Source organism: Chitinophaga eiseniae (assembly GCF_012641265.1).
Classification (GTDB): Bacteria; Bacteroidota; Bacteroidia; order Chitinophagales; family Chitinophagaceae; genus Chitinophaga; species Chitinophaga eiseniae_A.
The window spans coordinates 202,198-227,735 of sequence record NZ_JABAHZ010000001.1 but is presented as its reverse complement, the minus strand read 5'-3'; the positions used below and the strand labels follow the sequence as shown (position 1 = coordinate 227,735).

Genomic DNA, 25,538 nt, shown 5'->3' with positions numbered 1-25,538 from the left:
TTTACCATGTTTGTGCTTAATTGTTAGTTACCACCCGCCCTTAGTGCATTCATAGTGCGTTGATCAAGCACCGTGTTATTCCGCCTGTCCAGCGCCGTGCCAATATCCCAATAGAAGGGTTTCGCACCGCTGGCAATTGCCTGTTTGGTAACATAGGTCAACCAATAATCTACTGCATCGTTGTGAGTAGCCAGGTCTTTTGGAACATACCTGCTGTTACCGCGTCGATAGGTGCCGTATTCACCCAATATTACAGGGATCTGTTTATCAATAAATTTCGTTTTTATCAGGCCGAAGGATTTATCCACTTCACTTTCTTCGCCCCAGGTAGCATTCCGGTCAGGCTCAATAGTAGAATGATGACCGGCGCCCCAGTAATAAAACATTTTACCCCAGGAGGCATCGCCGTCCATCAGTATACAGAACTGGGCGGGAGAATAATAGTGTACCTCTACCATCATACGGTCTTTCACCGCATCGGCAGGAAGTGTATTCATCAGGTCATTGCTTTTTTCAATATTGGTTGAGGGGCCCTGCACCACCAGTACCCGGTAGCTGTTACGGCCACCGGTGGACCGCACGGCATTGACAAAGGTTTGGTGGTAGCTGCTAAGAACGCTCATCTGTTCCGCATTATCCACTGCGGGTTCGTTGGCGCTGGCAAACATCAGGTGCTCATCAACATCACGCATTTTGGTGGCTATTTGTTCCCAGAATGCTTTTTGTTTCGCATTGACAGAATCCTGTTTAGCCTTGCTGATGTTATTCTCCAGCCAGCCGCCATCCCAGTGGATATTGAGCAAAACATACATATCGTTATTTACACAATACTGTACTACCTGTTTCACGCGGTTCAGCCATTCATCCTGGATCTTAGCGGTAGCTTTATCCGAATAGTGGTCCCATGAGCAAGGCAGGCGGATGGCATTAAATCCCTGCTGTTTTACAGCCTGGATATAACTTTCCGTAATCAATGGGTTTCCCCAGGCGGTTTCTCCCCCAATCGCTTCTAACGTATTTCCAATATTCCAGCCCAGTTTGAATTTCGCCGCCAGTTGTACCGCATTGCTTCCCATACCGCTGGCATCGGCTGGCGCCGGTGATGTATTGTAGCCAGGATATAAGCTGCTGGACTGTTTTATATTAACCCTGCGCACCTGGCTGTTTCCGGCACTAATCACCAATACCGCTGACCGGGTTGCACCGGTTGTATTGGGTGTAGTAGTGACCATTACAGCCGCCTTACCGCTATTTCCGGTTGCCTGGCTAACCTGTAGCCAGCCGGAAGCGGGATTGCTAATATTCCAGTCTACGTTGCTGGTAATAGATACGTCAGCGACGCCTCCATCGGGCTGAAAAACAATTTCCGACGAAGAAACTGACAGCTCTGGCGTAATAGGGCTCTTTTTGCTACAACACGTAGCCGTAACGGTAAAAAAGAGCAGGCTCACCATCGCATACCGTCTGTTGATTTTCATATTCATATAACTTGGTTAAAATTTGCTCATGCTATTTAATCTTTACCACCCGGATATTATCAATAGCCGCTTGTAAACCGGAAGCAGAAGGAGAACCGGAAAAGTTCTTTGTCTGGATATTTACAGCACCGGTGGCAGTGGCCCCTAACAAAGTGGTCAGGCTTGCAGCTGCTGTACCCTTGCCATCATTGGTCCTGAACAGGGATAAAGGTATCGTTACCGTACGCCAGCCTTTTGTAGTAAAGGGAGCAACAGTACCATCAGTTCCCTGCCATGGCTCGTACCTGGCCAGGTAGTCAAATGAAAGACCTTTTACCACATAAATAGAGGTGCCGGACCAGGCAGTACGAACATTGATCTCAAACTTAATGGCATAATCACCTACAGCAACGCCCAAACTATCGGTAGGCACCCACTTTACATCGCCGGTATTGATACTGCGCCCAAAACCCCACCAGGTACCATCTCCTGCCGGCAATACATCGTTTTTCAAAACGGCATAATAGCCCCTGTTTCCCGGATACGTGATACTGCTGTTATCGGTGCTCGTGCCCCAGCTAAACGTATTGACATTATCAAAATTGCAGAGCACACCCGTTTTGTCGTCATTCACATTAAACGGAGTGGTAGCCGTGCCGGATTTAGTGGTGATAACTACTGGCCCTGCCTGGGCCAGCGCCGGCAGTATAAATCCGACAGACGTACCATCGCCGGACTCGGCATAATGAGTAATCGCGGTACCGGCAAAGGTGAGTTGCTTTATAAAGAACAGATTGAGACCGGAAATATAAACGGAATCGCCTTCGTTGGCATTTTCGTTGGAAATTGCCGTGATAGATGGCGGCGGCGCAGCAATACTGAAGGAAAAGGTAGTCGTCCCCTGCCGGGTTACATAGCGAATAGTGTTCAGGGTTTCTGCAGGCACCGATGGAAACGGTATCACAGCAGGTACCTGCACCGTAGCACTGGTATCCGAAAACAGTACGCTGTTGATGGAAGCCGGCACCCCATTAAAAGAGATCTGTACCGCATCCTTTAAATTATGCCCGATCAGCACTACCCGCTGGCCAGTAGTGATCGTGTTGACGAGGGTATCTGCGGGAGACGCTGCGTAATTTCTAACGCTTGTTATTTCCGGTGCCCCGGCCGTCACATCCTTCTTACAGGCAGATGGCATACTAATAAAAATCACTGCAAGCACGAAAAGCGGCCAGCTTTTATATATGTGGTGGAATGTTGCTTTATTCACGGTATAATAATTTTGAGTTTTTTTTTAATAATATGATACCGGAGGTTCCTGTAGTTTCGGATTGGCAGTCACCTCAAAAGAAGGTATAGGGAAAGTAAAGCTCTGGATAGTGGGCGGAGTAATTACCCCATATGGACTGGCTGGTGTTAAAACACCGCCTGATATCGTAAAGGTTACCCTTGTTTCACCTTTTAACATATTGATGGCCTTTGCCGGGTTATAATAAGATAATCTTACGAGGTCTGTCCAGTATTGGCCCTCTGCTGCCAGTTCAATTCTTCTTTCAAGCAACACGCTATCGGCGTCTATTTTTGGTGCGGGAAGCATTCCTGCCCTGGCGCGCACTTTGTTAAAATATAAAAGCGCGTCGGCGTCGTTCGTGGAGGCATTGTTGCCCAGTACCGCTTCTGCATACAGGAGATAAACATCTGCCAGCCTTAACAAGGCATTATGCTCTGTAGAAGTTGTTTGCGTCATGGTAGGCGCATTATTATCCTTGGCGGTGCCGATAACGTGTTTTTTCAATGCACACGATCCGGTAAATTTAAATCCACCGCCGGCAGCATTCAGCTCGGGATAATAGTCGCCGTTGATCATAAAAGTAGCTTTACGCCTTATTGAATCCCTGGTAGCGTATAACTTGTACATATCTACCGTTGGCCCTATCCCAAACCAGCCAGCCGATCCGTTGGCAGATATTTCTGCACTGGTGGAGTAGATCTGCAACATATTACCTTCCAGCCAGGAGCCGCTTGGCGCCCATTGTAAGGCAAACAGTGACTCAGGATTATCATTAAACTGGGTTTTAAAAAGATCAGCATAATTGGCAGACAATGCCAGCCCGCTGTTCTTACATACATTTCCTGCATATTTTGCTGCGCTATCCAGGAATTGCTGATTCCTGGTGCCTTGCCGGTTCAATCCGGCAGCGGTTAAATAAACCTTCGCCAGCATACCCTGTGCCGACCAGGTGGTCACTCTTCCTGCCACATCAGCAGCGGGAAGATTCCCGGCTGCAAATGTGAGATCGTTGATCGCAAATTTGTATACGTCTTCCGTTTTTATCCGGTTAATCAAGGGAGAGATAATCAACTTGCTGTTATCTTCAATAACAGGAACAGCGCCCCAGTGCACAGCCAGGTTGTAATAGGCATATCCGCGTATAAACCGGGCCTCCGCAATCGCGGCATTTTTGTTCCGGCCAGCTATGGAATCAGGCGCTTTCTGCTGGATAGCATTAATGGTAACATTACAATGCGCGATGACTTTATACATCGACTTCCAGTTGGCAATCATAATCCCATTCAGGCCGGTAACGGTAAACGTATTCAGCTGCACGGCATCACCCCAGTAACCCACCGCCATATTTCCACTCAGTACATCGCCCACAGGTAAATAACAGTTGTAGTTCCAGTCGCCCCAGGGGCTACCGGCATAAAGCGCAGCTGTAGCCAGCCTTAAATCATTGGTACTTTGATAAAAATTATCGGCACTTATTTGTGATAACGGCGGACGATCCAAAAAACTTTTGGAGCATCCTGCCATCACCATCATTATTATTATGAACAGGAATGCAGTTATTTTATCCAATATTGATCTCATAATGATTGATATTAACAGATGAATATTTTATTTGGTCAATTTAATGTTAGCACCAATGGTAAATACCCGGGGCTGTGGATAATAACCATTATCTATACCGGCGCTCAACGGATCCCATGATCCGATTTCAGGATCCATTCCCTTATAGTTGGTAATGATGAAAGCATTTGAAACGTTGAAGTAAATTCTCAGGTACTTAATACTGGCCCTGGAAATCAGGCTTTCAGGGAGCGTATACCCTAAAGAAATATTCTTACATCTCAAAAAAGTTCCGTTTTCCACGAACTTATCAGAGTTCCGGTTATTATCATTGGTGTTATCATTCCTGATGCCCACAATCCTGGTATCGGGATTCGTCACCTTTATATTATCAATATCAGTGGCACTTCCATTTGGATCAATCAAAGTAAGTTTTGCATAGTTGCTCAGCGCCTTCAGGTATCCATAACTGGTACCCGGATACTCGCCATTTATACGTAACTGGTTATATACTTTATTGCCGACATTGGCGGCGAAAAATATATTCAGGTCAAAATTTTTATAGGAGAAGGTATTGTTAAACCCAAGCTGGTATTTAGGTATGGGGGAACCCAGAAACGTTTGATCATGTTCATCAATCACACCATCCCCATTAAAATCTTTGAATTTCAGATCACCGTACCAGATGCTTCCACCGGCAGCTCCTACAGGTAATGGCACCCCATTTTTTGTAGGTAATGCATGGGTCTTAAAATCTTCTCTCGTTGCAAATACGCCTCCATCAATCACGTACCCGTAAAACTCGCCAATAGACCTGCCCACAACGGTTTTGCTATATTGTCTGTCCAGCGAAGCGCCATCTGTATTCAGCTTCAACACCTCGTTAATATTACGCGAAACCGTTAAGTCTGTTTTCCAGGTGAAATTTTTCCTTTTGATGTTGGTGGAACTGATTCTAAAATCAAAGCCCTTGTTATTAACGGTACCTACATTGACATAGGGAGCATCCAGTGTTCCCGGCGAATAGCCAATAGCCGTTCCGGAATACAGTGGTAAAGGAATCTGCAGCACCAATCCATCTGTTTTACGGTTATAAAAGTCCACAGAGAAATTGATCCTCCAGTTAAAGAGCGTACCGTCCAGTCCTATATTTGCATACTTTGTTTTTTCCCATTGCACATATGGATTACCCACATTTTGGGTAAGTTGTGCGATGCCCGTCAACCCCGTAGCCACAGTGGCCAACGTAGATGTATAGGCATAATCCCGGATATTCTGGTTGTTCGTTAAACCATATCCCAGCCGCAGCTTCAACTCGTTGAGCGCTTTCACCTGCTTCAGGAATTCTTCATTATTTAATTTCCAGGCAAAGGCGCCTGAGTAGGTAGTTACCCAGCGGTTATCGGGTGCAAACTTTGAAGAACCATCTGCGCGGACGTTGGCGGTAAACAGGTATTTATCATCAAGGCCAAAGTTGATACGGCCAAAGTAAGATTCCTGGGCACTTTGTCCTTTGGTTCCGGCATTGGTGGCCGTGGTAGGATCTCCGCTGCTGATGACCTGCACATTATTGGAAGGGAAATTACTTCTGCCTTCAGCCGAGCTTTCATTCGTGCTCAACTGTGCTTCATGTCCCAGCAACACATTTACATTGTACTTATTTTTAAACAAATGCGCATAAGTCAGAAAATTTCTGAGTGTGGTAAATGAGTTTTGCGAAGTGCTATAAGATGCGCTGTTAAGGTTGTTTTTTACCAGCCCAAATGTATAGGAAGGGTTGAACCGGTCTTCTGTAGCCATTGAAAAGCTTCCTGTTACTTCATTCCGAAGGGTCAGGTCCCTGGTAAATGCAATTTCTGCATATAAATTACCAAAAAGCTGGTTTCTCTTTGCCTCATCTTTATTAATAAGGGCGATGGCATAAGGGTTTACGGTACTATTCACCCATCCATTGGGATTATAGGCGCCTCCCCAGCTACCATCCTCATTTTTCACCGCTATATCGGGTGTCTGGCTTAATGCTGTATTAATAACATTGGAGCTGGTAGCGTTTACGTTTTCTTTAATATTAACCAACTGCAGACTGGTACCGATCTTCAGCCAATTGGTTGTTTTATTGTCGAGATTCAATCTTACTGACATCCTGCGAAACTTAGACCCGAGTGCAATACCTTCCTGGTTGAAATAGGAACCGGACAACAGGTATTGTGTCCTTGTATCGCCCCCGCTAATGGTGAGGGTATGGCTCGACATCGGGGCATTCCTGAAGAGTTCTTTCTGCCAGTTGGTGCCGTTGCCAAGGTACTTGGGATTCGCAAATTCCGGCCGGGTATCAAACCCCCATCCTAGTCCGGTGTTTCTGTCATTTATAAAAGCGGCATATTCCCTTAAGTTCATCAGGGGCAGCCTTTTCGGTATTTGCTGGTAGCCTGTGTACATATCATAGGTAATGCTGGGCGGAGCCACCTGTCCCCGTTTGGTTGTTATCACGATTACCCCGTTGGTAGCCTGGGAACCATAAATAGCCGTTGCAGAGGCATCTTTCAATACGTCAACAGATTCGATGTCAGACGGATTGATGCCTGCCAATGGGTTCACACCGGCGCCCAATGTGGCGGTGCCACCAATAATAATCCCATCGATAACGTACATAGGTGAACCGCCTCCAAAAGAAGACAGGCCACGGATCTGTACAGATACCGCCCCTCCTGGTTGACCTGATATTTGCTGGGCCACTAAGCCGGGAACTTTCCCCTGTAGCGCCTGATCAAAGGTTACCGGTTGTGTTTTACGGAGTTCATCACCGGAAACAGACGATATGGCGCCGGTTACATCAGGGCGTCTTACTTTACCATAGCCAATCACTACTACATCTCCCAGTTGTGAGACATTTTCAGTCAGCGCTACCTCGATAGCCGCAGTTTTGTTTATAACCACTTCTTTTTTCTGGTAACCTACTATGGTAATTACCAGGGTATTCCCTATGGACGCATCAATGGTAAATTTTCCCGCGTCATCAGTAATGGCGAAGCGATTGGTGTTTTTTAAGCTAACAGTTGCCCCGGGGATAGCAGCGGAGTTACTTTTATTGATCACCTTACCGGTTACCTTTATCGTTTGTGCAAAGAGGGATGTGCTGGAAAGGAATCCCAAAAGGACACCCAATAGCGGTAGCATTCGCGCGCGAATCATTTTGGTTGATTTCATTTTAATTTTTTTACATAAGTGGACGATTATCTCCCATCGACGGAGATGATATTTCATTAGGTCATAACATTCGTGACAGGACCAGGCTATTAAAATGGTAGTGCGTTCAGGCATCAAACCTATTATCCATTTATAAAATATGACCTGGTACCTTTAAGTGGATGTGTTTGAGGTGAACGAAGTAGTAAAGCATCATCATGGTAAAAGGGAGGCCCCGGCCTGTCCCGGGATAGCCTGCCAGCGCTTCCCCAAGGTGAGTATCAGCCGGCATGTAAAGCGGTAGTAGTTGTAGTTTCATATACGTGGATTGAATGTTGTAAAGCTAATGCTACACAACAAAAAGCTGGGGACTCAAATGATTCAACAACAGGATTCAAATGTTACAAATAACTGAATCTCATCGATTGCATACTAATAAGCGGGGAATTAAAGGCTTTTCTTTTTAAGATTCGCCGCATACTCTGAAGGCGTTATCCCAAATTCTTCCTTGAAAAGCTTACTGAATACTTTCGGATTATTAAACCCTACCTGGTAGGCTACTTCTGCAATAGACATTCCGCTTTTATTTAATAACTGCGCGGCTCTTTTCATACGCATAGACCGGATAAACTCTAGTGGCGACCTGCCGGTAAGGGAGTTAATCTTTCTATACAAGGTCACCCTGCTCATGAACATCTCCCTGCTGAATTCATCCACAGAAAAGTTCGGGTTATCTATTTGGTTCTCAATTATGTCCATTGCCTGCTTCAGGAATTTTTCGTCTACCGGTGTTATTGTCACCTCTTCCGGGTTAACCTCTATCTGCTTCATGAATCTTTTTTTCAATAATTGCTGTTGCGCCAGCAGGTTATTAATGCGGGAGGCCAGGATCTCGAAGGTGAAAGGTTTTGTAATGTAATCATTAGCGCCGGCCTTCAGGCCCTCCAATTGTTTCTCCTCGCTGCCCATGGCAGTAAGTAAAATAACGGGGATATGTGCAGTGAGCATTTCCGACTTAATTTTCCCGGTCAATTCAACCCCATCCATTAAAGGCATCATAATATCGCTTACCACCAAATCGGGATTTAACCGTTTTACCTTCTCCCAGCCTTCACTTCCGTTAGTAGCCTCCTCTACATGATACCGCTCTTTCAGATTATCCTTCAGATAAAAGCGCAGATCCTCGTTATCTTCTATTATCATGATGGTCTTTTTCCGGGTCTGCTTCTTCCCTTCTTCCATTATTACATATTCTACCTCATCTACAGGTACCGGAGGAGTTACAGCAAGGGGTGAAACATACATCTTCCTTGCAGGAAGCAATACCGTAAAACAAGTACCCTGATCCGGCTCACTTTCAACAGTAATGATACCGTTATGCAATTTCACAAACTCTTTTGTGATAGCTAAGCCGATCCCGGTACCCTGGTTCACCATACTATCCGGTACTTCTGTCTGAAAAAAGCGCTCAAATATCTTTTCGTGCTGACCGGCAGGAATACCAATGCCAGAATCTTTTATGCTGATGGCGAGCGTTCCGTCGGCGTCACCCGCAACAGGCACGTTATATGTCAATTTGACACTCACATTTCCATTATCATAGGTATATTTAAAAGCGTTGGAAAGCAGGTTAAATAAAATCTTCTCTATCTTATCCTTGTCAAAATAAATTTCGAGGTGGTCGATATTGCTCAGGAACGAAAATTGGATTTTCTTCTTTTCTGCGATATCGGTGAAAGAGTGGCTGGTTTCCCGGCAAAAACTGATGATATCACCTACTGCGGGATGCAGTTTTGTCTCCTGTACTTCCATCTTTCTGAAATCAAGCAACTGGTTTACCAGGTTCAAAAGCCGTTTTGCATTCCGTTGCACCAGGTTCAGTTGGGCCACCTGCTCCTGGTCAGTAGCCTGTTTAATGATTTTATCCAATGGTGCAATGATAAGACTTAAGGGCGTACGGAATTCATGGCTCACATTGGTAAAAAACTTTGTCTTTAACTGCTCCAGGGCGTGGGCCCTTTCCGCTTCTCTCCGCTGCTGCCTCACTTCAAAGCGCATGTGTATCCGGTCTAATGTAATGCGCCGGATAAGCAAAAACAAACCGGCAGCGATCAGTAAATACACCAGGTAAGCAATGGGTGTTCTCCATAATGGCGGCTCAATATTGATCTGTAAAGCCTTTATATCACTCCATAATCCTGTTCTGTCCAGCACTTTTACCTTAAAAGTATACCGACCAGGACTAAGGTTGGTATAAGTGGCTCTTCGCTGGTTATCATCCGTCAACAGCCAGTCGGTGTTAAATCCCTCCAGCATGTATGCGTATTTGTCATTGCGGTTATGTGAGAAATCGAGCGACGCAAAGTCTATGGAGAACACATTTTCCTTATATTTCAGATCAATACTTTGTAGCCGCGACAAAGCACGGCTCAACAACACCCGGTTATTGACGGTTTCGCCGGGCTCAATATTTTTATCTGCTATCTGGAAACCGGTGAAAACTATTGCCGGATGCCCAACAGGCTTTTTTATGGAAGCAGGGCTGATGATATTAAATCCCGATGGTCCTCCAAAGATCAATTCCCCGTTCCTTGTTCTCAATGCGGCATTCTCATTGAATTCCCGGTCCTGAAGGTTGTTAGTTGCATCGTAACTAATTACAGAAAAGGTAATAGCGCCATTATTCTGCCCGGGAATAACATTGCATAACCCATTAGGTGTGGAAATCCATAATGTTTGATGACTATCTTCCAGGATATTTAATATCATATTGTCTGGAAGCCCATCTGATACAGTGAATGCCTGGAATTCGCCCGTTTGCCTGTTAAACAAATTGAGCCCCTCTCTCGTTCCTACCCAAATGCGTCCCTTGCTGTCTTCCAACAAGGAGAAAATACCATCATCGCTTAGACTGTTTTTCTTGTTCGTATGTTTATAAAGCGTAGCAAGCGCTTTATTCTTCCCCAAAACAGTAATACCTCCACTTGTTCCAATCCACAAATCGCCTTTTTTCTCCTGCATGATAGCAGAAACATAGTTCGCTCCTCCCCCGCTTTTATAATGGATGAACCGGTTTGCTGTTCTGTCAAAACGATCCAGCCCACCGCCTAAAGTGCCTATCCACAGCCGCTGCTCCCTGTCTTCAAATATCTCCCAAACTATGTCATCTGCCAAACTGGAGGAGTCATTATCATTATGCCGGTAGTGTGTAAACTTCCGGCCGTCGAAACTATTAAGGCCTCCCAGGTAAGTACCCACCCACAGCGTATTGTCGTGGTCTATCCACAAGCTCACAATAACGTTATTGCTCAGGCTATTGCTATTATTGGGTTCATGCAGGTATTGTTTGAACGTATTATTCTTCCTGTCAAAACAGATCAGCCCACCGCCGTTTGTACCTATCCAGATATTGCCAGACCTGTCTTCAACAAAACGGTTTACATCATCAAACTGTAAGCTCTTTGGATTTGACTCCAGGTGATGATACCAGGGAAACTGTACAATGTTGCCATTATAATAACTTACACCTTGCTTGTAAGTGCCCACCCATATAATTCCCTGATCATCTTTATACATGGAGGTGATACTGTTTTGGCTAACACTCTTGGGGTCATTTGGATTATTTACCAGGAAACTGGTGTTGAACCCGTTCTTTTTATCGATTAAAGTGATGCCCCCATGATCGGTTCCTACCCAGATCAAACCATTATTATCCTGGACAACCTGGCTTACCAATTCCGAATTCAGCCTCGCCGGAAAAGTATTCTTTCCCATCCGTATGAGGGTGTTATCTTCCGGATGTAAAAAAAAGAGCCCATTATTATAAGACCAGCACCAAACATCTCCATCTTTGTCAATAAAAAGACTAAAAGGTCTGTCTCCTTTATGCTGCTTTTGTAACGCAGCACTGGAAAAAACCTCCTTTCCCGTCTGTACGTCATACTCCTGCAAAAAGCCGGTTTCATATACCAACCATAACTTTCCATCTTCCGTTTCCTTTACTGAAGCAATCTTTTCTGCAGGCTGGATGCCCCTCTCCGGGCTAAACGGTTTTACACTTCTGCTACTGGCTGAATATAAATATAATAAGCCCCTGTCTACGTAGAGGAACCAGTAGCGCCCCTCCTTTCCTTTTACTATATTGGAAATTGAACCGGGAGGTAAGCCCATAGAAGATAAATACCTGTTATAATCTCCATCAAATTTCTCTGTATCGGGGTTATAAATACAGGGGCCTCCCATGGTCGATATCCATATTTTCCTATCGGGAAGCTCATAAAAACCTATGACATTATTGTTCTTCAGCGAAGCGCTATCGTTGTGATCTTTACGGAAAATTTTGCAGGCATAACCATCATAACGATTCAGTCCATAGGTAGTCCCAAACCACAAAAATCCGTCCTGGTCCTTTAGCACTGCGTTTACCTGGTTGTGAGACAGACCATTATAAGTATTAATTTTTGAAAAATTATAATGCTCACTTTGTGATAAAACAATAAGGGATTGGAGTAACAATACCATCCCAAAGAGGTAACGCATTGTGATAAATTTTAAGTATAAATAATACTGCACCAGCCCCGCATCCATGCACTTCCCCACTGGTGTTGTTTTCCGGTTCACATTGCCGGGAGAGAAATTTTTTCAGGATGTTGTAACATTCTATACCCTAATCCGAAATATTTGACTCCCCTTGTTACGGACCGGACTAACTAACTTTATAACATTCTTCCACGTCATCAATCTGCCTCGTTATGAAAATATCGTTACTGTTTCCTGTTACCCGGCCCACCCGCCATTGTGATGCCTGTTTAAAATCCCCGTCATTACTAAGCACCATATTTAAGCGTCAATTAGACACATAAAATCTACTGCAACAAATTACCTGACAACCGGCTGCGCCGGTTGTACTTCATGCTTTTATAAATGATGCTGATTGGCTGTTAAAAGGGCTGCTGCAATGTCATTGGTTATTCCATCTGAATTCCTGGTAACTGTAGTATTCGCAGGTAATCTGCGATTATAATTTATCGCCCAACAAAAAGCAAAAGGTCCTTCATTGCTGTGTGACAGACCCTATTTCACAAATATAGCTTTCCTCTCCCAGACATACTACAATCAGTCAATAAAAATATAGATAACAATCACCTTCAACCTAATCTAAAAAGATTAACACCATGAAACACTTCCTATTTTTATCAGCACTGTTAAAATCCAAATGTAAACTGCTGTTAGCAGCGGCCGGCATTTTTCTATCTATTCCTGCCTGGGGCCAGCTGCCCACCGCACAACAGGTGGCCAGCCAGATGAAAGTCGGCTGGAACCTCGGCAATACGCTGGACGCCATTTGTGGCGAAAATGCCTGGGGTAACCCCACTACCAGCCAGGCGCTTATCAACGCTGTAAAGGCAGCCGGCTTCAATACAGTTCGGATCCCCTGCGCCTGGGATTGCCATACCAGCAATGGCGTAATTGATGCCGCGTGGATTGCCCGCGTAAAAACAGTAGTAGATTACTGTATCAATAATAACATGTACGTTATTATAAACATCCACTGGGATGGAGGCTGGCTGGAGAACAACTGTACCACCAGCGCACAAAACGCGGTAAATGCCAAACAACAAAATTACTGGACCCAGATTGCCAATTATTTTAAAAACTATAACGAACGATTACTTTTTGCCAGTGCCAATGAACCGGCTGTCAGCGATGCAACAGGGATGTCGGTTTTATTATCCTATCATCAAACTTTCATAAATGCTGTTCGTGCAACCGGTGGCAATAACAGTTCCCGTAGTCTTATCATACAAGGGCCATCAACAAGCATTGACAATACCTATAACCTGATGAATACGATGCCCACCGACCAGATTTCCAACCGGTTGATGATGGAAGTCCACTACTACGCACCCTGGCAATTTTGCGGTTTGACGGCAGATGCCTCCTGGGGAACCATGTTTTACTACTGGGGAAATGGCTACCATTCTACCACCCAAACAGACCGCAATAGCACCTGGGGAGAAGAGAGTGAAGTAGAACGCGCTTTAGGATTGATGAAAACAAAGTTCGTAGACAATGGTATCCCGGTAATCATCGGTGAATTTGGCGCCATCAAAAGAACTAATCCATCAGACCTTTCACTGCACCTGGCATCCAGGGAGTACTTTAATAAGTATGTTACCAGCGCTGCTAAAAATAAAGGCATGGTGCCGGTGTATTGGGATAATGGCGCCTCCGATTTTGGCCTGTTTAACCGCAGCACGGCAGCCGTAAATGACCAGGGTGTCATCAACGCCATTATGCAGGGCGCCGGCGGTTCTTCGGCTGGCTATATTACACTGGCTAATCGCACCACGGGCCTATTGATGGATGGAATGGGCGCTACAGCCAACGGATCCAACTGTTCGCAATGGAGCAATAGTGGAAGCTATAACCAGCAATGGGCTTTAGAAACAACAGGAAGTTATGTAAAGCTAAAAAACCGTGCTACCGGATTATATTTAGATGGAATGGGAAGAACTTCCAATGGGTCAATTGCCGGACAATGGGCCAGCAGTAGCAGTAACAACCAGCAATGGACCATGGAAAACACAGGTGGTTTTGTGAAATTTAAGAACAGGGCCACCGGTTTATACCTCGACGGACTTGGCCAAACCGGCAATGGTTCCGACCTGGCGCAGTGGACTACAAGTTCCAGTTACAATCAGCAGTGGACTTCTTCTGCCACCACCAATGCCCGAACCGCTGCACAACCGGTGTTTGTCAGCAATTCCACTATTGACAAACAAACGTCGCAGGTTACGGTATATCCTAATCCGTCATCAACAAGTTTTAACCTGGTAGTTGGCAACAATGAAAAGATAATGCTTATTGAAATAGTTGATATCACCGGCAGGGTAGTTGAATCTATAAAACCAGTGGCAATTAAAAACCGGTTAGAATTTGGCGCCTCGCTCAAACCCAATACCTATATTATAAAAGTTACAGGAAATACATGGACAAAATCATTCAAGGTCATAAAACAATAGCAGCATTATAACATCTTTTCCTATAGGACTATATCCCCATAACGGCAATAATCATTGCAGTGATTATTGCCGTTATTTTTTCCGGAAGCCGCCGTTGCTTTAGCAGAGAAACCCCGCTATCAATCCAGCTCTATCATTGCTTTAATAACTCCATTGGAAGGATCAAGCAAACTTTCAAATTCCGCTGCAACTTTTTCAAACGCTATACGATGGCTGATATAATTGGCCGGTTGTACCCAACCTTTTTTCATAGCTGCTATAACGTGATCAAAATCTTCCCGTGTTGCATTACGACTACTCATCAGGGTAGCTTCCCGCTTATGGAACTCCGGATGACTGAAACTGATATCTTCTTTCTGCAACCCCACCAGGATATACCTGCCGCCATGAGCAATGTATTGAAAGCTGTTATTTATTGCCTTTAAATTACCGGTGGCATCTATCACTACAGCCGGCATATCTCCGTTGGTGATAATAGCCAGTTGCTCCACAACGTTTTCACGGGAGGCATCAATAACACGATCAACTTTCAATTTTTCTTTACAAAATGCTAATCTTTGGGCATTAATATCTACAACAATTACTTTACCACCGGCAATGCGGGCAAATTCCATAACACCCAATCCAATGGGGCCGGCGCCAATAACCAGCACAAATTCACCGGGTTTTACATCCGCCCTCCGGATACTATGCGCACCGATGGCCAAAGGTTCTACCAGGGCCAGGTCGTCATAACCCAGGCCATCACCATGTACCAGCGCATAAGCAGGTACGTTCAGGTATTCCGTCATTCCCCCGTCAACATGCACACCACAAACATTCATCTTAACGCAGCAATTGGGCTTTCCTGACCTGCAGGCAATACAAACGCCACAATTAAAGTAGGGGATAAAAGTTACAATCTCTCCGTTTGAAAACCCCGCTGCACCATTTGATTCCACTAAATCACCCGAAAGCTCATGTCCCAAGACACGCGGATAATTAAAATAAGGTTGCGTTCCTTCAAATGCATGCAGATCTGTACCACAAACGCCAACCCTGCGGATCCTGATCTGGACATACCCTTCTCCTGGCGCCGGCCTTTGGGTATCCTGAAGTGTTAATCTTCCCGGCTCCCCACAAACTATTGTTCGCATACTATTCTTTTAAAGTTGAAAGATCTGTTCCATCTTCACCCATTTCTCCCCTTCTTTTGCCCAGGGTAACGGTTGTTGGAATTTCCACATTAATTGCTCCCACTCCTGCACTTTAGGATTGGCTGCATCTGACGCATTTTTCGACGCTTCATCATACCGCTCATTAGTTTCCATAATCATCATTAATCGATTACCCGTTCTATAAATCTCCATTGCTGCAATTCCTGCATCAAGGATGCTCCTTCTTATTTCCGGCCAACCATTTTCCGCTTTATGCCAATATTCATATTCTGCAATCAGTTGCGGATCATCCTTCAAATCAAGGGCTAAACAGTATCTTTTCATAGTCGTTTAACATTTACAAATATCTGGAAGCATACGCCGGGTCAATCAACCCCTCATTTTCCATTTCCTGCCAAAATCCCTTTGGGATCATTGATTGGGGTAATGAAATATTCTCTTTAACCCTTTCTGCCTGTGTGGTATTTAAAGCGATACTCCTGACACCGGGTGCATTCATACCAAAAATTACGCACGCAGCTACTGGTTTTATGCTATAGCGGAGACATAACTGGTAAAATTGTTCCCGCCAATCGTATAATGCTTTATCTTTTACCGGGTCTGTTAACTGATAATTATAATAAGCAGATCCCGTTAAGAAGCCGCCATTAAAAACGGACGAGTTTATAACGGTAATATCCTCCTGCTCCAACCTCAACATAAAATCCACCAACGCCGCAGGATGACTATGAACCGTCATACTATTTGCAATCATTACCCAATCCAGCTTTACATCTCCGGCTATCTTGGCTATTATCTTCCAATCCTTTGCCCCTACGCCAATCGCTTTAACTTTACCAGCAGCCTTTAATTCGTGTAAAGCCCGGTAAGCATCCAGTATATCCTGGTAACGCTGTTGCTGTTCCTGTTCATTCTTCGAGGCCGCGAGGTATTCATCCGGATCATGCACAGATACCAGCGCAGCATGATAATCACCCAATAATTTATTGCCCTGTTCATAGCATTCCAGGATGCCATGGTAGCTTATTCTCTGAACGGCATCATGTTCCAGGTTCTTCCATACGCCTGGTTCAAAAGTGGGTTCTGTTGTTTTTAATTCGGTACGCAGCCATCCCAGCTTATTGCTAATCAGCACATCCGACGGGGCGACCTCCAATTGTTTCAAACTGCGGCCCAAAGCCTCCAGGGCCAGCCCGGCGCCGTATTTACCAGCAGAATCAAATACCACCGGACCGGGCGAACACTTTATGCATTCGTTAACAATGGATACTTTCACCTCATCCGGGAGCGCTACATATAAATTTCCTAATCCACTGGTACCAAAAATTACTTCCGGCAATGTGATTTTATTCATATCAGAGACCACTAATTTTAAACAATAGTTGAAACAATTAATTTCTCCTGTTTCGCCTTTATGCGATGACCTTTGAATCCAAAAAAGGCCACCGCTACGAAACAGATCAACGGCACCACGTAACCATATTGGATATTTCCCGTTACATCACTGATGTAGCCAAATGCCCGTGGTAAAATTGCTCCCCCAACAATAGACATAATGATTAAACTACTTCCAAACTCAGTGTCGCCGCGTAGTTCCTTAATACCCAGCGCAAAAATGGTGGGAAACATAATAGACATAAAAAAGCAAATACCTATCACGGTATAAATTGTGATCATACCAGATCCGCAGATCGCCATGATGCAAAGAAAAATATTGATGACGGCATATACTGCCAGTAACCTGGCCGAACTGAAATATTGCATTAAATAAGTACCAACAAATCTTCCTGTTAAAAATGCCAGTCCGCATAAACCCAGGTAGTCAGCAGCCTTTACTTCTGTTATACCGGCAGCTTTTGTTGCATAAAGAATAAACAGGCTAAATACGCATACCTGGGCGCCTACATAAAAAAATTGTGCTACAACGCTCCAGGTCAGGTGATGGTGCTTAAAGGCATGAAAAATATGCCTGCTGGCGGTATGCCCTTCGTTTGCCTGGATAGCCGGTAACCGGGTAAAGGCGAAAATGATGGCTATCAATACCAGTACGCTTCCCAAAATAAAATAAGGCATTTTTACAGTGGCTGCTTCCGCAGCAAGCGCGAGGTGACGGCCTTCTTCCGTCATTGTACTCAATTGTGCAACGGTATAACCTTTTGTAAGGATCACCCGTGCGCCGACCACGGGGGCAAGCGTGGCTGCCAGCCCATTAAACGACTGCGCAAGATTGAGCCGTTGTGTAGAGGACGCCGGATCCCCAAGTGATGATGCGTAAGGATTAGCCGCCGTTTCCAGAATCGTCAGGCCACAGGCAATAATAAACAACGCGATAAGAAAAAACGTGTACTGCTGTGTATTGGCTGCAGGAATAAATAAAAAAGAGCCCAATGCAAAAACCAGCAACCCGGCGATAATGCCTGCTTTATAGCCATACTTTTTCATAATAAACCCCGCGGGTAAAGCCATGACAAAATAAGCGACAAACACGGCAGAATCAACCAGGGTAGCCTGAACGGTAGTCAACGTAAATGATTTCTGCAAATGCGGTATTAATATGGGATCAAGGTTATGTGCAAAACCCCATAAAAAAAACAGGCTTGTAATCAATATAAACGGGAATAATGTATGGTTCTTTGCCATATAAATCTTGAATTTTACGCGGATAGATTCCCCGGCATATATGCCACCGGTCTATTCCGGAATCAGATAACGGATATATCTTCTAGTCCCGGTAATCAGGCGATCGCTCCTTCAATTTTCAATACAAAAGCTTCTTTACAAGGAGGATTTTCCGGCAACTGTACCTTCAGACCTTCAGCAGTTTGCCGGAAGTTGAGCCTGTCGTTTCCCAACAGGCTTACCTGGCTCACTTTTCCTGCCTGGTCGTTTGCAGCCAGGGCTTTCACTGATATTTCATTATTTGCCGGCCAGCCCAACATTACTGCATACAGGGTTTTACCCTTAGTAGTAAAACGAATGTCTTCTGCTACAAATGGTTGGCCCTTTCCTTCGTTAAAACCCTGGGCATTCAGCGCAGCTACGGATTCCATGGCAGGCCCCTCTCCAAATACTTTCCAGGGACGTGTACTGTAGATCGCTTCACTGTTGACCTGCATCCAGGCCGCAACTTGTTCTACAACTGCGCGCTCTTCACTGTCGATAGTACCATCACCACGTACAGGAATATTAAGTAAAAGATTACCATTTTTACTTACTACATCCACCAGCGTGTGCACTACTGTTTTGGCGCTTTTATAGCCCTTATTGTCGAACAGGCGACGATCGTAATGCCAGCCCCCAATACAGGTATCTGTTTGCCAGGGCAGCGGTTCTATTTGATTGCTTTGTCCACGCTCAATATCCCAGATCATACATTTGCGTTGCTGTTCATTCAGCCTTTTTCCAAACAGGGCGGCCTGTAATTTTCCGTGTTTTTTGATACTGGTGTTATAAAGGTGAGCGGCTATTTTTAACCCTGCATCGCTTATTGGCCAGAGTGGCAGCGCATTATCATCAAAATAAACGAGCTCGGGTCCATACTTATCAATGAGATCAATGGTCCGGTTTAAAAACTTGCCGCAGTAGGCTTTATCCGGCACATTTGCACCATTCCCCCAGTCCCAGTAAGCGCCCATATCTCCCTTCAGACTATCCTTACTCAACGCATGATTTTGAGCATACAGTTCCTGGGGATCATACCCTTTCCACCATTTATTGTGACCGTCGGCTTTAGTCAGTTTGCCATCATACGGTACTCCTGCATAGGGTCCCCTTTTGTCGGCACGCTGTGCTACCTCGTACCAGGTCCAGGCATGGGAAGCGTGGATGCTAACTCCGAAGGGTAGCCCTTGCTCCCTGGCCGCTTTTGCCCAACCTCCGATGAGATCTTTCTTTGGTCCCAGCTTCGTAGTATTCCATCGGTGGTATTGGCTATCGTACAAGTCAAGATTATCATGGTGATTGGCCATCGCCATAAAATATTTGGCGCCGGCCTTTTTATATAAGGCGACCAACTCTTCCGGATGCCAGTTCTCCGCCTTCCAGTCGTTTATTACATCCTTAAAGCCAAACTTTGAAGGATGACCATATTTTTGAAGATGATATTTATAATGATCACTTCCCTCCTCGTACATACCGCGGGCGTACCAATCGCCATGTTCCGGCTGGCACTGCGGTCCCCAATGCGCCCAGATGCCAAACTTTGCATCACGAAACCAGTCTGGTACCTGGTATTGTCCGAGAGAATCCCAGGTAGATTGAAATGGACCTGGCGCCATACGTGGAACAGACCGAGTATTTAACAAACTGTGTGCATAAAGATCTGATAGATACAGAGAGGATAGGCCTGTGGCCAGACCTTTTATCAGCGTTCTTCTTTTCATGGAATTTAATTTTATCACCAACAGCTATATGACGGGAATCACCTGTTTTTACTGGCAATTCCCGGCTTATAACAGCAACTTGTAATTAACAAATCAAACTTACTCCGAAATACTTACCCAATATTTGGCCTAATTAGACTTTTTTTTATACAAATCCGACTATTTGACTATCATTGCTACGGCAAAACCGTAACATGGGAATAATATGGTCACCCTAAAAGCAGGCAACAGTACACCCGATCGGGTGTTTGAGCCGGTAATTATATTATATGATTAAGAGAACGCTAAAACAAACATTCACGTTATTGAACGTTGACCATGTAAAGCTTGATTCCAAATGGAATTACAAAAATGTGATCAGCCCATATTTCAGGATATATTATATTGATGCCGGAGCTGGGGAAATCTGGGACGCGTCGGCTAAGGTCCGCCTTGAGCCCGGCTTTCTATATATCATACCAAGCTTTACACTATGTAACCTGGTATGCCCTGATTATCTAAGCCAATACTTCGTCCAGTTTTTTGAAGAGTCGTCGGATGGTATTTCCCTGTTTGAAAATAACAGGTCCATTGCCAGGGTAAAAGCGACTGAAATTGATACCCTGAACTTCAAGCGGCTATTGGAAATAAATCCAGGGCGAGGCATTAATCGTTCTGATAATCCCAGGGTATATGAAAAGAATATTTTCTACAAAGAGTACCAGGAGCTTAATAACCGTCAAAGCATGTCAACATTCACGGAAACGCATGGTATTCTCCTCCAGATGGTTTCCCGCTTTCTGACACAAGAGACCTTTAAATATATGGACGCAGGACATGTACCGGCTAAGATCCTGAATGTAATCAGTTATATTCAGCTGAACCTGCAACGTGATTTATCGGTAGCCTATCTGGCGAAAAAAGTGAACCTGCATACCGATTATTTTTCGCGCCTTTTTCATCAACACACTGGCGAAAGGCCTGTTAAATATGTACATGAAAAAAGAATCGAGCGGGCTCAATATCTAATGTTAACCACCCAGATGACCTTTGCTGAAATTGCTCTGCAAACAGGTTTTGACAATGTATTTTACTTCTCTAAAATCTTTAAGAAAATAACAGGAATGTCGCCCGGGAACTACAAAAAACAGATGGATACAGGCGGATTTTAGATCGTCGTCTGCACCTTAAAACTTAACAACCGCCCAAAATGCTTTCTTGGGTTGCAGCTCCTTATCAAATAACAATGGATAGTCCTTCCGGCCGCGCACAGGAAAATTGTCAAGCCAGCTATACCGATCGGAGATGTTCCAAAACGTTACACCTGTTAAAACATCGCGATACTTGCGGAAAGATTCGAAACACCGGCGGAATTGTTCGAGCTGTTGCTGCTCCTTTACCGCGGTAAATTCCATGGCACTGTCGCCCGCTTCCCGGCTCCTCATCTCATGTTCCTTGCGGTAAACGGAAACATCAAATTCAGTAATTTGTATTTTCAGCCCCAGTTTCGCAAAATCTGCCATCGTTTTATCCAGTTGCTCTGCCGATGGCTCATTTACTGCCCAGTGCGCCTGCAACCCTACCCCATGAACAGGCACTCCTTTGCTGACCAGGTTATTGAGCATACGGATCATTTTTTCCCGCTTCACCGTATTAATCTCATTGTAATCATTGTAAAACAATAAGGCATCAGGGTCGGCTTCATGTGCCCACTGAAATGCTTTCTCTATGTATTCTTCACCGCAGATCTGGTACCACAAAGAATTCCGGTAGAACTCATCCTTACGGTCGCTGATCACTTCGTTGGCTACATCCCAGGCATATACGATTCCTTTATATCTCTTTACCACCGTCATAATATGCTCTTTCAAACGTTGTAATAATACATCTTTGGATACCTGCTGCCCATTGGCATCTTTAAAGATCCATTTGGGAGCCTGATTATGCCAAACCAGGGTATGTCCCCTGAGCTTCATCCCATTCCGGCGGGCAAAAGCCGCTATGGAATCAGCATCCCTCCAGTTATATTGCTGTTCACCAGGATGGATCACGCTCATTTTCATGGCATTTTCCGGGGTAATGCTGTTAAATTGCCGGGTCACCAGCCCCGCTTCATCTGTATGCAGCGCATACCCTGAAACGGCTACGCCTATAGGAAAATAATCCCTGTAATAGTCTTTTAGACCCGGCGCTTCCGGCGAAGCAGGATGATGAGCGCGATAAGCTACGCAGGACATACTGATGGCTGCGGCCAGCAAAATAATAACAAGGTGGCTGAGATACTTCATATATATCTTGATTCATTAATTGTTTAGGAAAGGTATTACGGGCATTCACCTGAATGCGCTCAACGTTTGAATAGTGCCATCACTATTATACTTCAACTCCATTACCTTGATGTTTCTAAGGTGTGTTTTGCCCGACAACTGCGTATCATGATAAAACAAATACCATTTATGCCCGATTTCAATAATTGAATGATGGTTGGTCCAGCCTTCAACCGGTTTCAGTATAACACCCTGGTAGGTAAAGGGGCCATAGGGACTGTCTCCAATCGCATATACAATATTGTGTGTATCACCTGTTGAGTACGAGAAGTAGTATTTGCCATGGTATTTGTGCATCCAGGCCGCTTCAAAAAAGCGTTTGTCGTTCTCCTGCTCGTTGTATAGGCGGCCGGTACGATCTGTTATTTTTATGGTCAACGGCGCGTTTTCCAGGCTTTTCATATCCCCGGAAAGCTTGGCCACCCGGGGAAGAATGGCCGGTTCATTCTTTTCACGCAGATGGGCAGTGGCATCATAGCGGTTATCGTTCCAGTTTTGTAACTGTCCTCCCCAGATGCCTCCAAAGTACAAATAAAAGGAACCGTCGTCGTCCCTGAACACACAGGGATCGATGCTATAACTTCCGGTAATGGGTTCCTTTTCCGCTACAAACGGGCCTGTTGGCTGTTTGGAAGAAGCTACCCCTATTCTGAATACCCCCTGTTTATCCTTCGCAGGAAAATATAAATAATATATCCCTTTTGAAAACGCTGCATCCGGCGCCCACAGCTGTTTAGCAGCCCATGGCACGTCCTGCACCCGAAGCGCGGCCCCGTGGTCTGTTACCCTGCCTCCGATGGAATCCATGGAGAAGATATGGTAGTCGGCCATCTGGAAATGATCACCATTATCGCTTTCTTTCGTTTGGACTGCTGTATCATGTGAGGGGTAGATATATATTTTCCCGTTAAAGAGATGCGCCGACGGATCGGCGGTATAGATATGTGAAACCAGTGGGGACGAGATATATGCCTGCTGGTTACTATCTGCAAAAGTAAACCAGTTAAAACGTGCCGCAGATGGTATGTTTCCCGTAAATGCAAATGTCAGCCGGTGTCTGCCAGTAAGTGGCTTCACAGGTACACTTATGGTCATATATTTCAGCGAAGGTTGTTCCGGCACCGCTACGGCCGCATAGGGGTTTAAGGTATCTTTATCAAGATATACATTGATATGCCCTCCCCGGGGAGCTACCCGTAGTAACAGGTATTTATATTCCCCGTCAAAATCCACCTGGTTAAACCGGATCCATGCCCCAGCTGTCAAATGGCTTATTTCCTGCTCTCCCGGCCCATTGCCATCTTTTCCGGGCACCACACGGGCGCCGTAAATGTCATCATACCTGTCTGCCGCAATTCGCGCGGAAGCCTTAAAGAGATTGGGAGGCCCCTTCCGGGTATCCAGGTGGAACCAATCCACATCAACATGACCACCACTTTGAACGGTGGCATAATTAAATAACGTAAACCGGTTACCTGTAAACATCTTCAGGTCAAACCTCATATTCAGCGTATCACCCAGGGGGATGAATGTTTTATTATCGAAGCTATAGCAGAAATAAGCCTGGTTTGTCACGGTGTTAGCGGAAGCCTTAAAGAATACCCTGGACTCCTTCCCTATTACAACACTATCTACCCTCTTGCCGGCATGCTCCATCACGATCAACTTTGCAGCACCTGTTGCATGGATACCAATGAAGGCATAGGGTAGCTGTAGAACAGCAAGTCCCGCTACATCGCCCTTTTTCATTCCGCTGATATCAAATACCGTGGTGGCGTCAGAAAACGGGCCGAATATGCGTTGCGTGAGCGAATTTCGTGCATGGAGCAAATCGGCGGCAACACCGGTGGTGGTGAGCCGCAATTGTCCCTTCCGTTCACTTAAAGACCAGGCACTGTCGTCAGGATTATGATTCCAGGCCCATTGCATGCCCAGCTTATCGCCGTTAAACTCATCACTGCCGGGAAGTACCTCTACCGGAGCAACGGTCTCTGTACGGGGTTTAACATGTGTAACTACAGCTCTTCCATCTTTCCCTACTACAGGCCAGCCATCCACCCACTGCACCGGCTGCAGGGTGGGTACTCTTCCGACTCCGTCCCTATCCTGGAAGATGACACTCCACCATTCTCCTCTGGGTGTTTCAATCAATGCTCCCTGGTGAACACCTTTGCCATAGAGATTCATATCGTCTTTCAGTACCACTTTTTCCTCATAGGGACCGTAGATACTTTTTGACCGGAGGCAAACCTGGTAGCCGTCTCCCCCGCCGTAGGTGGCATAAATGTAATAATACCCATCTTTCTTATACACATGCGAGCCTTCCAGGCCGGGCCGCTGCACTTTGTCAAATATAACGCTGTCGCGGCTGAGGGGAGCCAGGTTAGCATCCACTTCCGTCACAGACAGTTTAGAATATCCGTGAGCAATATAGATGCGGCCATCGTCATCAAAAAACAACCCCGCGTCATAGTACGGTCTTACGAGCTTTTTAATGTCCCACGGACCTTCTGCTTTTGACGCGGTACACAAAAAGCCGCCCTCATCCAGGGTCAGGAAAAGTATGTAGAACTTTCCCTGGTGGTAGCGAATACTGCTGGCCCACTGCCCTTTTCCATACCTGTTCCCTCCTTTTAAATCATAAAAGGGATGCTGTTTAAACCGCTGCACCGCATTGGCAGCATAAGTCCAGTTCACCAGGTCTTTCGACTGCAACAAGGGTACACCTGGAAAAAAGTACATAGAGGTAGCTACCATGTAATAGGTATCTCCAACGCGGATCACGTCATTGTCAGGGAAGTCGGCCCAAATGATTGGATTGGTATAGGTGCCATCTTCATTGTCCGACTGCTGCGCATGAAGTGATATACTAAAAACGGACATGAGTACTATAACGAGGAATTTCTTATACATCTTTAAAAACGTTATTCAGTCATTTTGGTTCTTTATTGCGGCCTGCATGAAAACAAAAATAGAGAGATGGTTACTTTCCCGTTAGTTCATTTGTTGAAATTGATAGAAAAAATGTCTTTTAGACAATAATCATGGCTCAACAACAGGTTATTAGGGCAATTTAGTATCATAATGATGATAAATTTCATTACAATACTTAAATTGGGTGCAAAGAACCACGTTCGTATCACACAACCAACATCTTGTTTTTTTTAATGACCG

At 45.1% G+C, this 25,538-nt stretch carries 15 protein-coding genes; 2 read left to right on the top strand and 13 right to left on the bottom strand.

Going from position 1 to position 25,538, the window contains the following annotated elements; translation table 11 throughout:
- Nucleotides 1-23: 23 nt before the first annotated feature.
- The 6 genes from HGH91_RS00830 to HGH91_RS00805 form a co-directional block, all read right to left on the bottom strand.
- Nucleotides 24-1,484, bottom strand: coding sequence for a cellulase family glycosylhydrolase (locus tag HGH91_RS00830; RefSeq protein ID WP_211092155.1), 1,461 nt, complete (start codon nt 1,482-1,484; stop codon nt 24-26).
- A gap of 25 nt (nt 1,485-1,509) precedes the next feature.
- Nucleotides 1,510-2,727 (bottom strand): glycan-binding surface protein, encoded by a 1,218-nt coding sequence (locus HGH91_RS00825; RefSeq protein WP_211092154.1) that lies wholly within the window; start codon nt 2,725-2,727, stop codon nt 1,510-1,512.
- A 24-nt stretch (nt 2,728-2,751) separates the two neighbouring features.
- Entirely contained in the window at nt 2,752-4,329 is a 1,578-nt protein-coding gene (locus HGH91_RS00820; RefSeq protein ID WP_168736572.1) for a RagB/SusD family nutrient uptake outer membrane protein, read from the bottom strand.
- A gap of 27 nt (nt 4,330-4,356) precedes the next feature.
- Nucleotides 4,357-7,515, bottom strand: coding sequence for a SusC/RagA family TonB-linked outer membrane protein (locus tag HGH91_RS00815; RefSeq protein ID WP_211092153.1), 3,159 nt, complete (start codon nt 7,513-7,515; stop codon nt 4,357-4,359).
- 130 nt (nt 7,516-7,645) lie between these two features.
- On the bottom strand, nt 7,646-7,813 hold the full coding sequence (locus HGH91_RS00810; RefSeq protein WP_168736571.1) for a hypothetical protein: 168 nt from the start codon (nt 7,811-7,813) through the stop codon (nt 7,646-7,648).
- Between the two features lie 128 nt (nt 7,814-7,941).
- Nucleotides 7,942-12,033: a hybrid sensor histidine kinase/response regulator transcription factor gene (locus HGH91_RS00805; RefSeq protein WP_168736570.1), complete on the bottom strand. Its 4,092-nt coding sequence runs from the start codon at nt 12,031-12,033 to the stop codon at nt 7,942-7,944.
- A 635-nt stretch (nt 12,034-12,668) separates the two neighbouring features.
- On the opposite strand from HGH91_RS00805, the gene HGH91_RS00800 reads away from it, so the two are divergent.
- Nucleotides 12,669-14,519 (top strand): cellulase family glycosylhydrolase, encoded by a 1,851-nt coding sequence (locus HGH91_RS00800; RefSeq protein WP_168736569.1) that lies wholly within the window; start codon nt 12,669-12,671, stop codon nt 14,517-14,519.
- 119 nt (nt 14,520-14,638) lie between these two features.
- On the opposite strand, the gene HGH91_RS00795 is transcribed toward HGH91_RS00800, so the two are convergent.
- From HGH91_RS00795 to HGH91_RS00775, 5 genes are all read right to left on the bottom strand, one after another.
- Nucleotides 14,639-15,655 (bottom strand): zinc-binding alcohol dehydrogenase family protein, encoded by a 1,017-nt coding sequence (locus HGH91_RS00795; RefSeq protein WP_168736568.1) that lies wholly within the window; start codon nt 15,653-15,655, stop codon nt 14,639-14,641.
- A gap of 9 nt (nt 15,656-15,664) precedes the next feature.
- Entirely contained in the window at nt 15,665-16,000 is a 336-nt protein-coding gene (locus tag HGH91_RS00790; protein WP_168736567.1) for an L-rhamnose mutarotase, read from the bottom strand.
- Nucleotides 16,001-16,013: 13 nt separating this feature from the next.
- A complete protein-coding gene (locus HGH91_RS00785; protein WP_168736566.1) occupies nt 16,014-17,030 on the bottom strand; it encodes an aldo/keto reductase in 1,017 nt (338 codons plus the stop codon).
- Between the two features lie 17 nt (nt 17,031-17,047).
- Nucleotides 17,048-18,316 (bottom strand): L-fucose:H+ symporter permease, encoded by a 1,269-nt coding sequence (gene fucP / locus HGH91_RS00780; protein WP_211092152.1) that lies wholly within the window; start codon nt 18,314-18,316, stop codon nt 17,048-17,050.
- A gap of 95 nt (nt 18,317-18,411) precedes the next feature.
- Nucleotides 18,412-20,058, bottom strand: coding sequence for an alpha-L-fucosidase (locus HGH91_RS00775; RefSeq protein WP_168736565.1), 1,647 nt, complete (start codon nt 20,056-20,058; stop codon nt 18,412-18,414).
- A gap of 269 nt (nt 20,059-20,327) precedes the next feature.
- Between HGH91_RS00775 and HGH91_RS00770 the strand changes: the two genes are divergently transcribed.
- Complete coding sequence (locus tag HGH91_RS00770; protein ID WP_168736564.1) at nt 20,328-21,209, top strand: helix-turn-helix domain-containing protein; 882 nt, start codon at nt 20,328-20,330, stop codon at nt 21,207-21,209.
- A gap of 15 nt (nt 21,210-21,224) precedes the next feature.
- Here the strand turns inward: HGH91_RS00770 and HGH91_RS00765 are convergent, their stop codons facing one another.
- Nucleotides 21,225-22,325 (bottom strand): endo-1,4-beta-xylanase, encoded by a 1,101-nt coding sequence (locus tag HGH91_RS00765; protein WP_168736563.1) that lies wholly within the window; start codon nt 22,323-22,325, stop codon nt 21,225-21,227.
- A gap of 45 nt (nt 22,326-22,370) precedes the next feature.
- Entirely contained in the window at nt 22,371-25,277 is a 2,907-nt protein-coding gene (locus HGH91_RS00760; protein ID WP_168736562.1) for a family 43 glycosylhydrolase, read from the bottom strand.
- Nucleotides 25,278-25,538 lie beyond the last annotated feature (261 nt).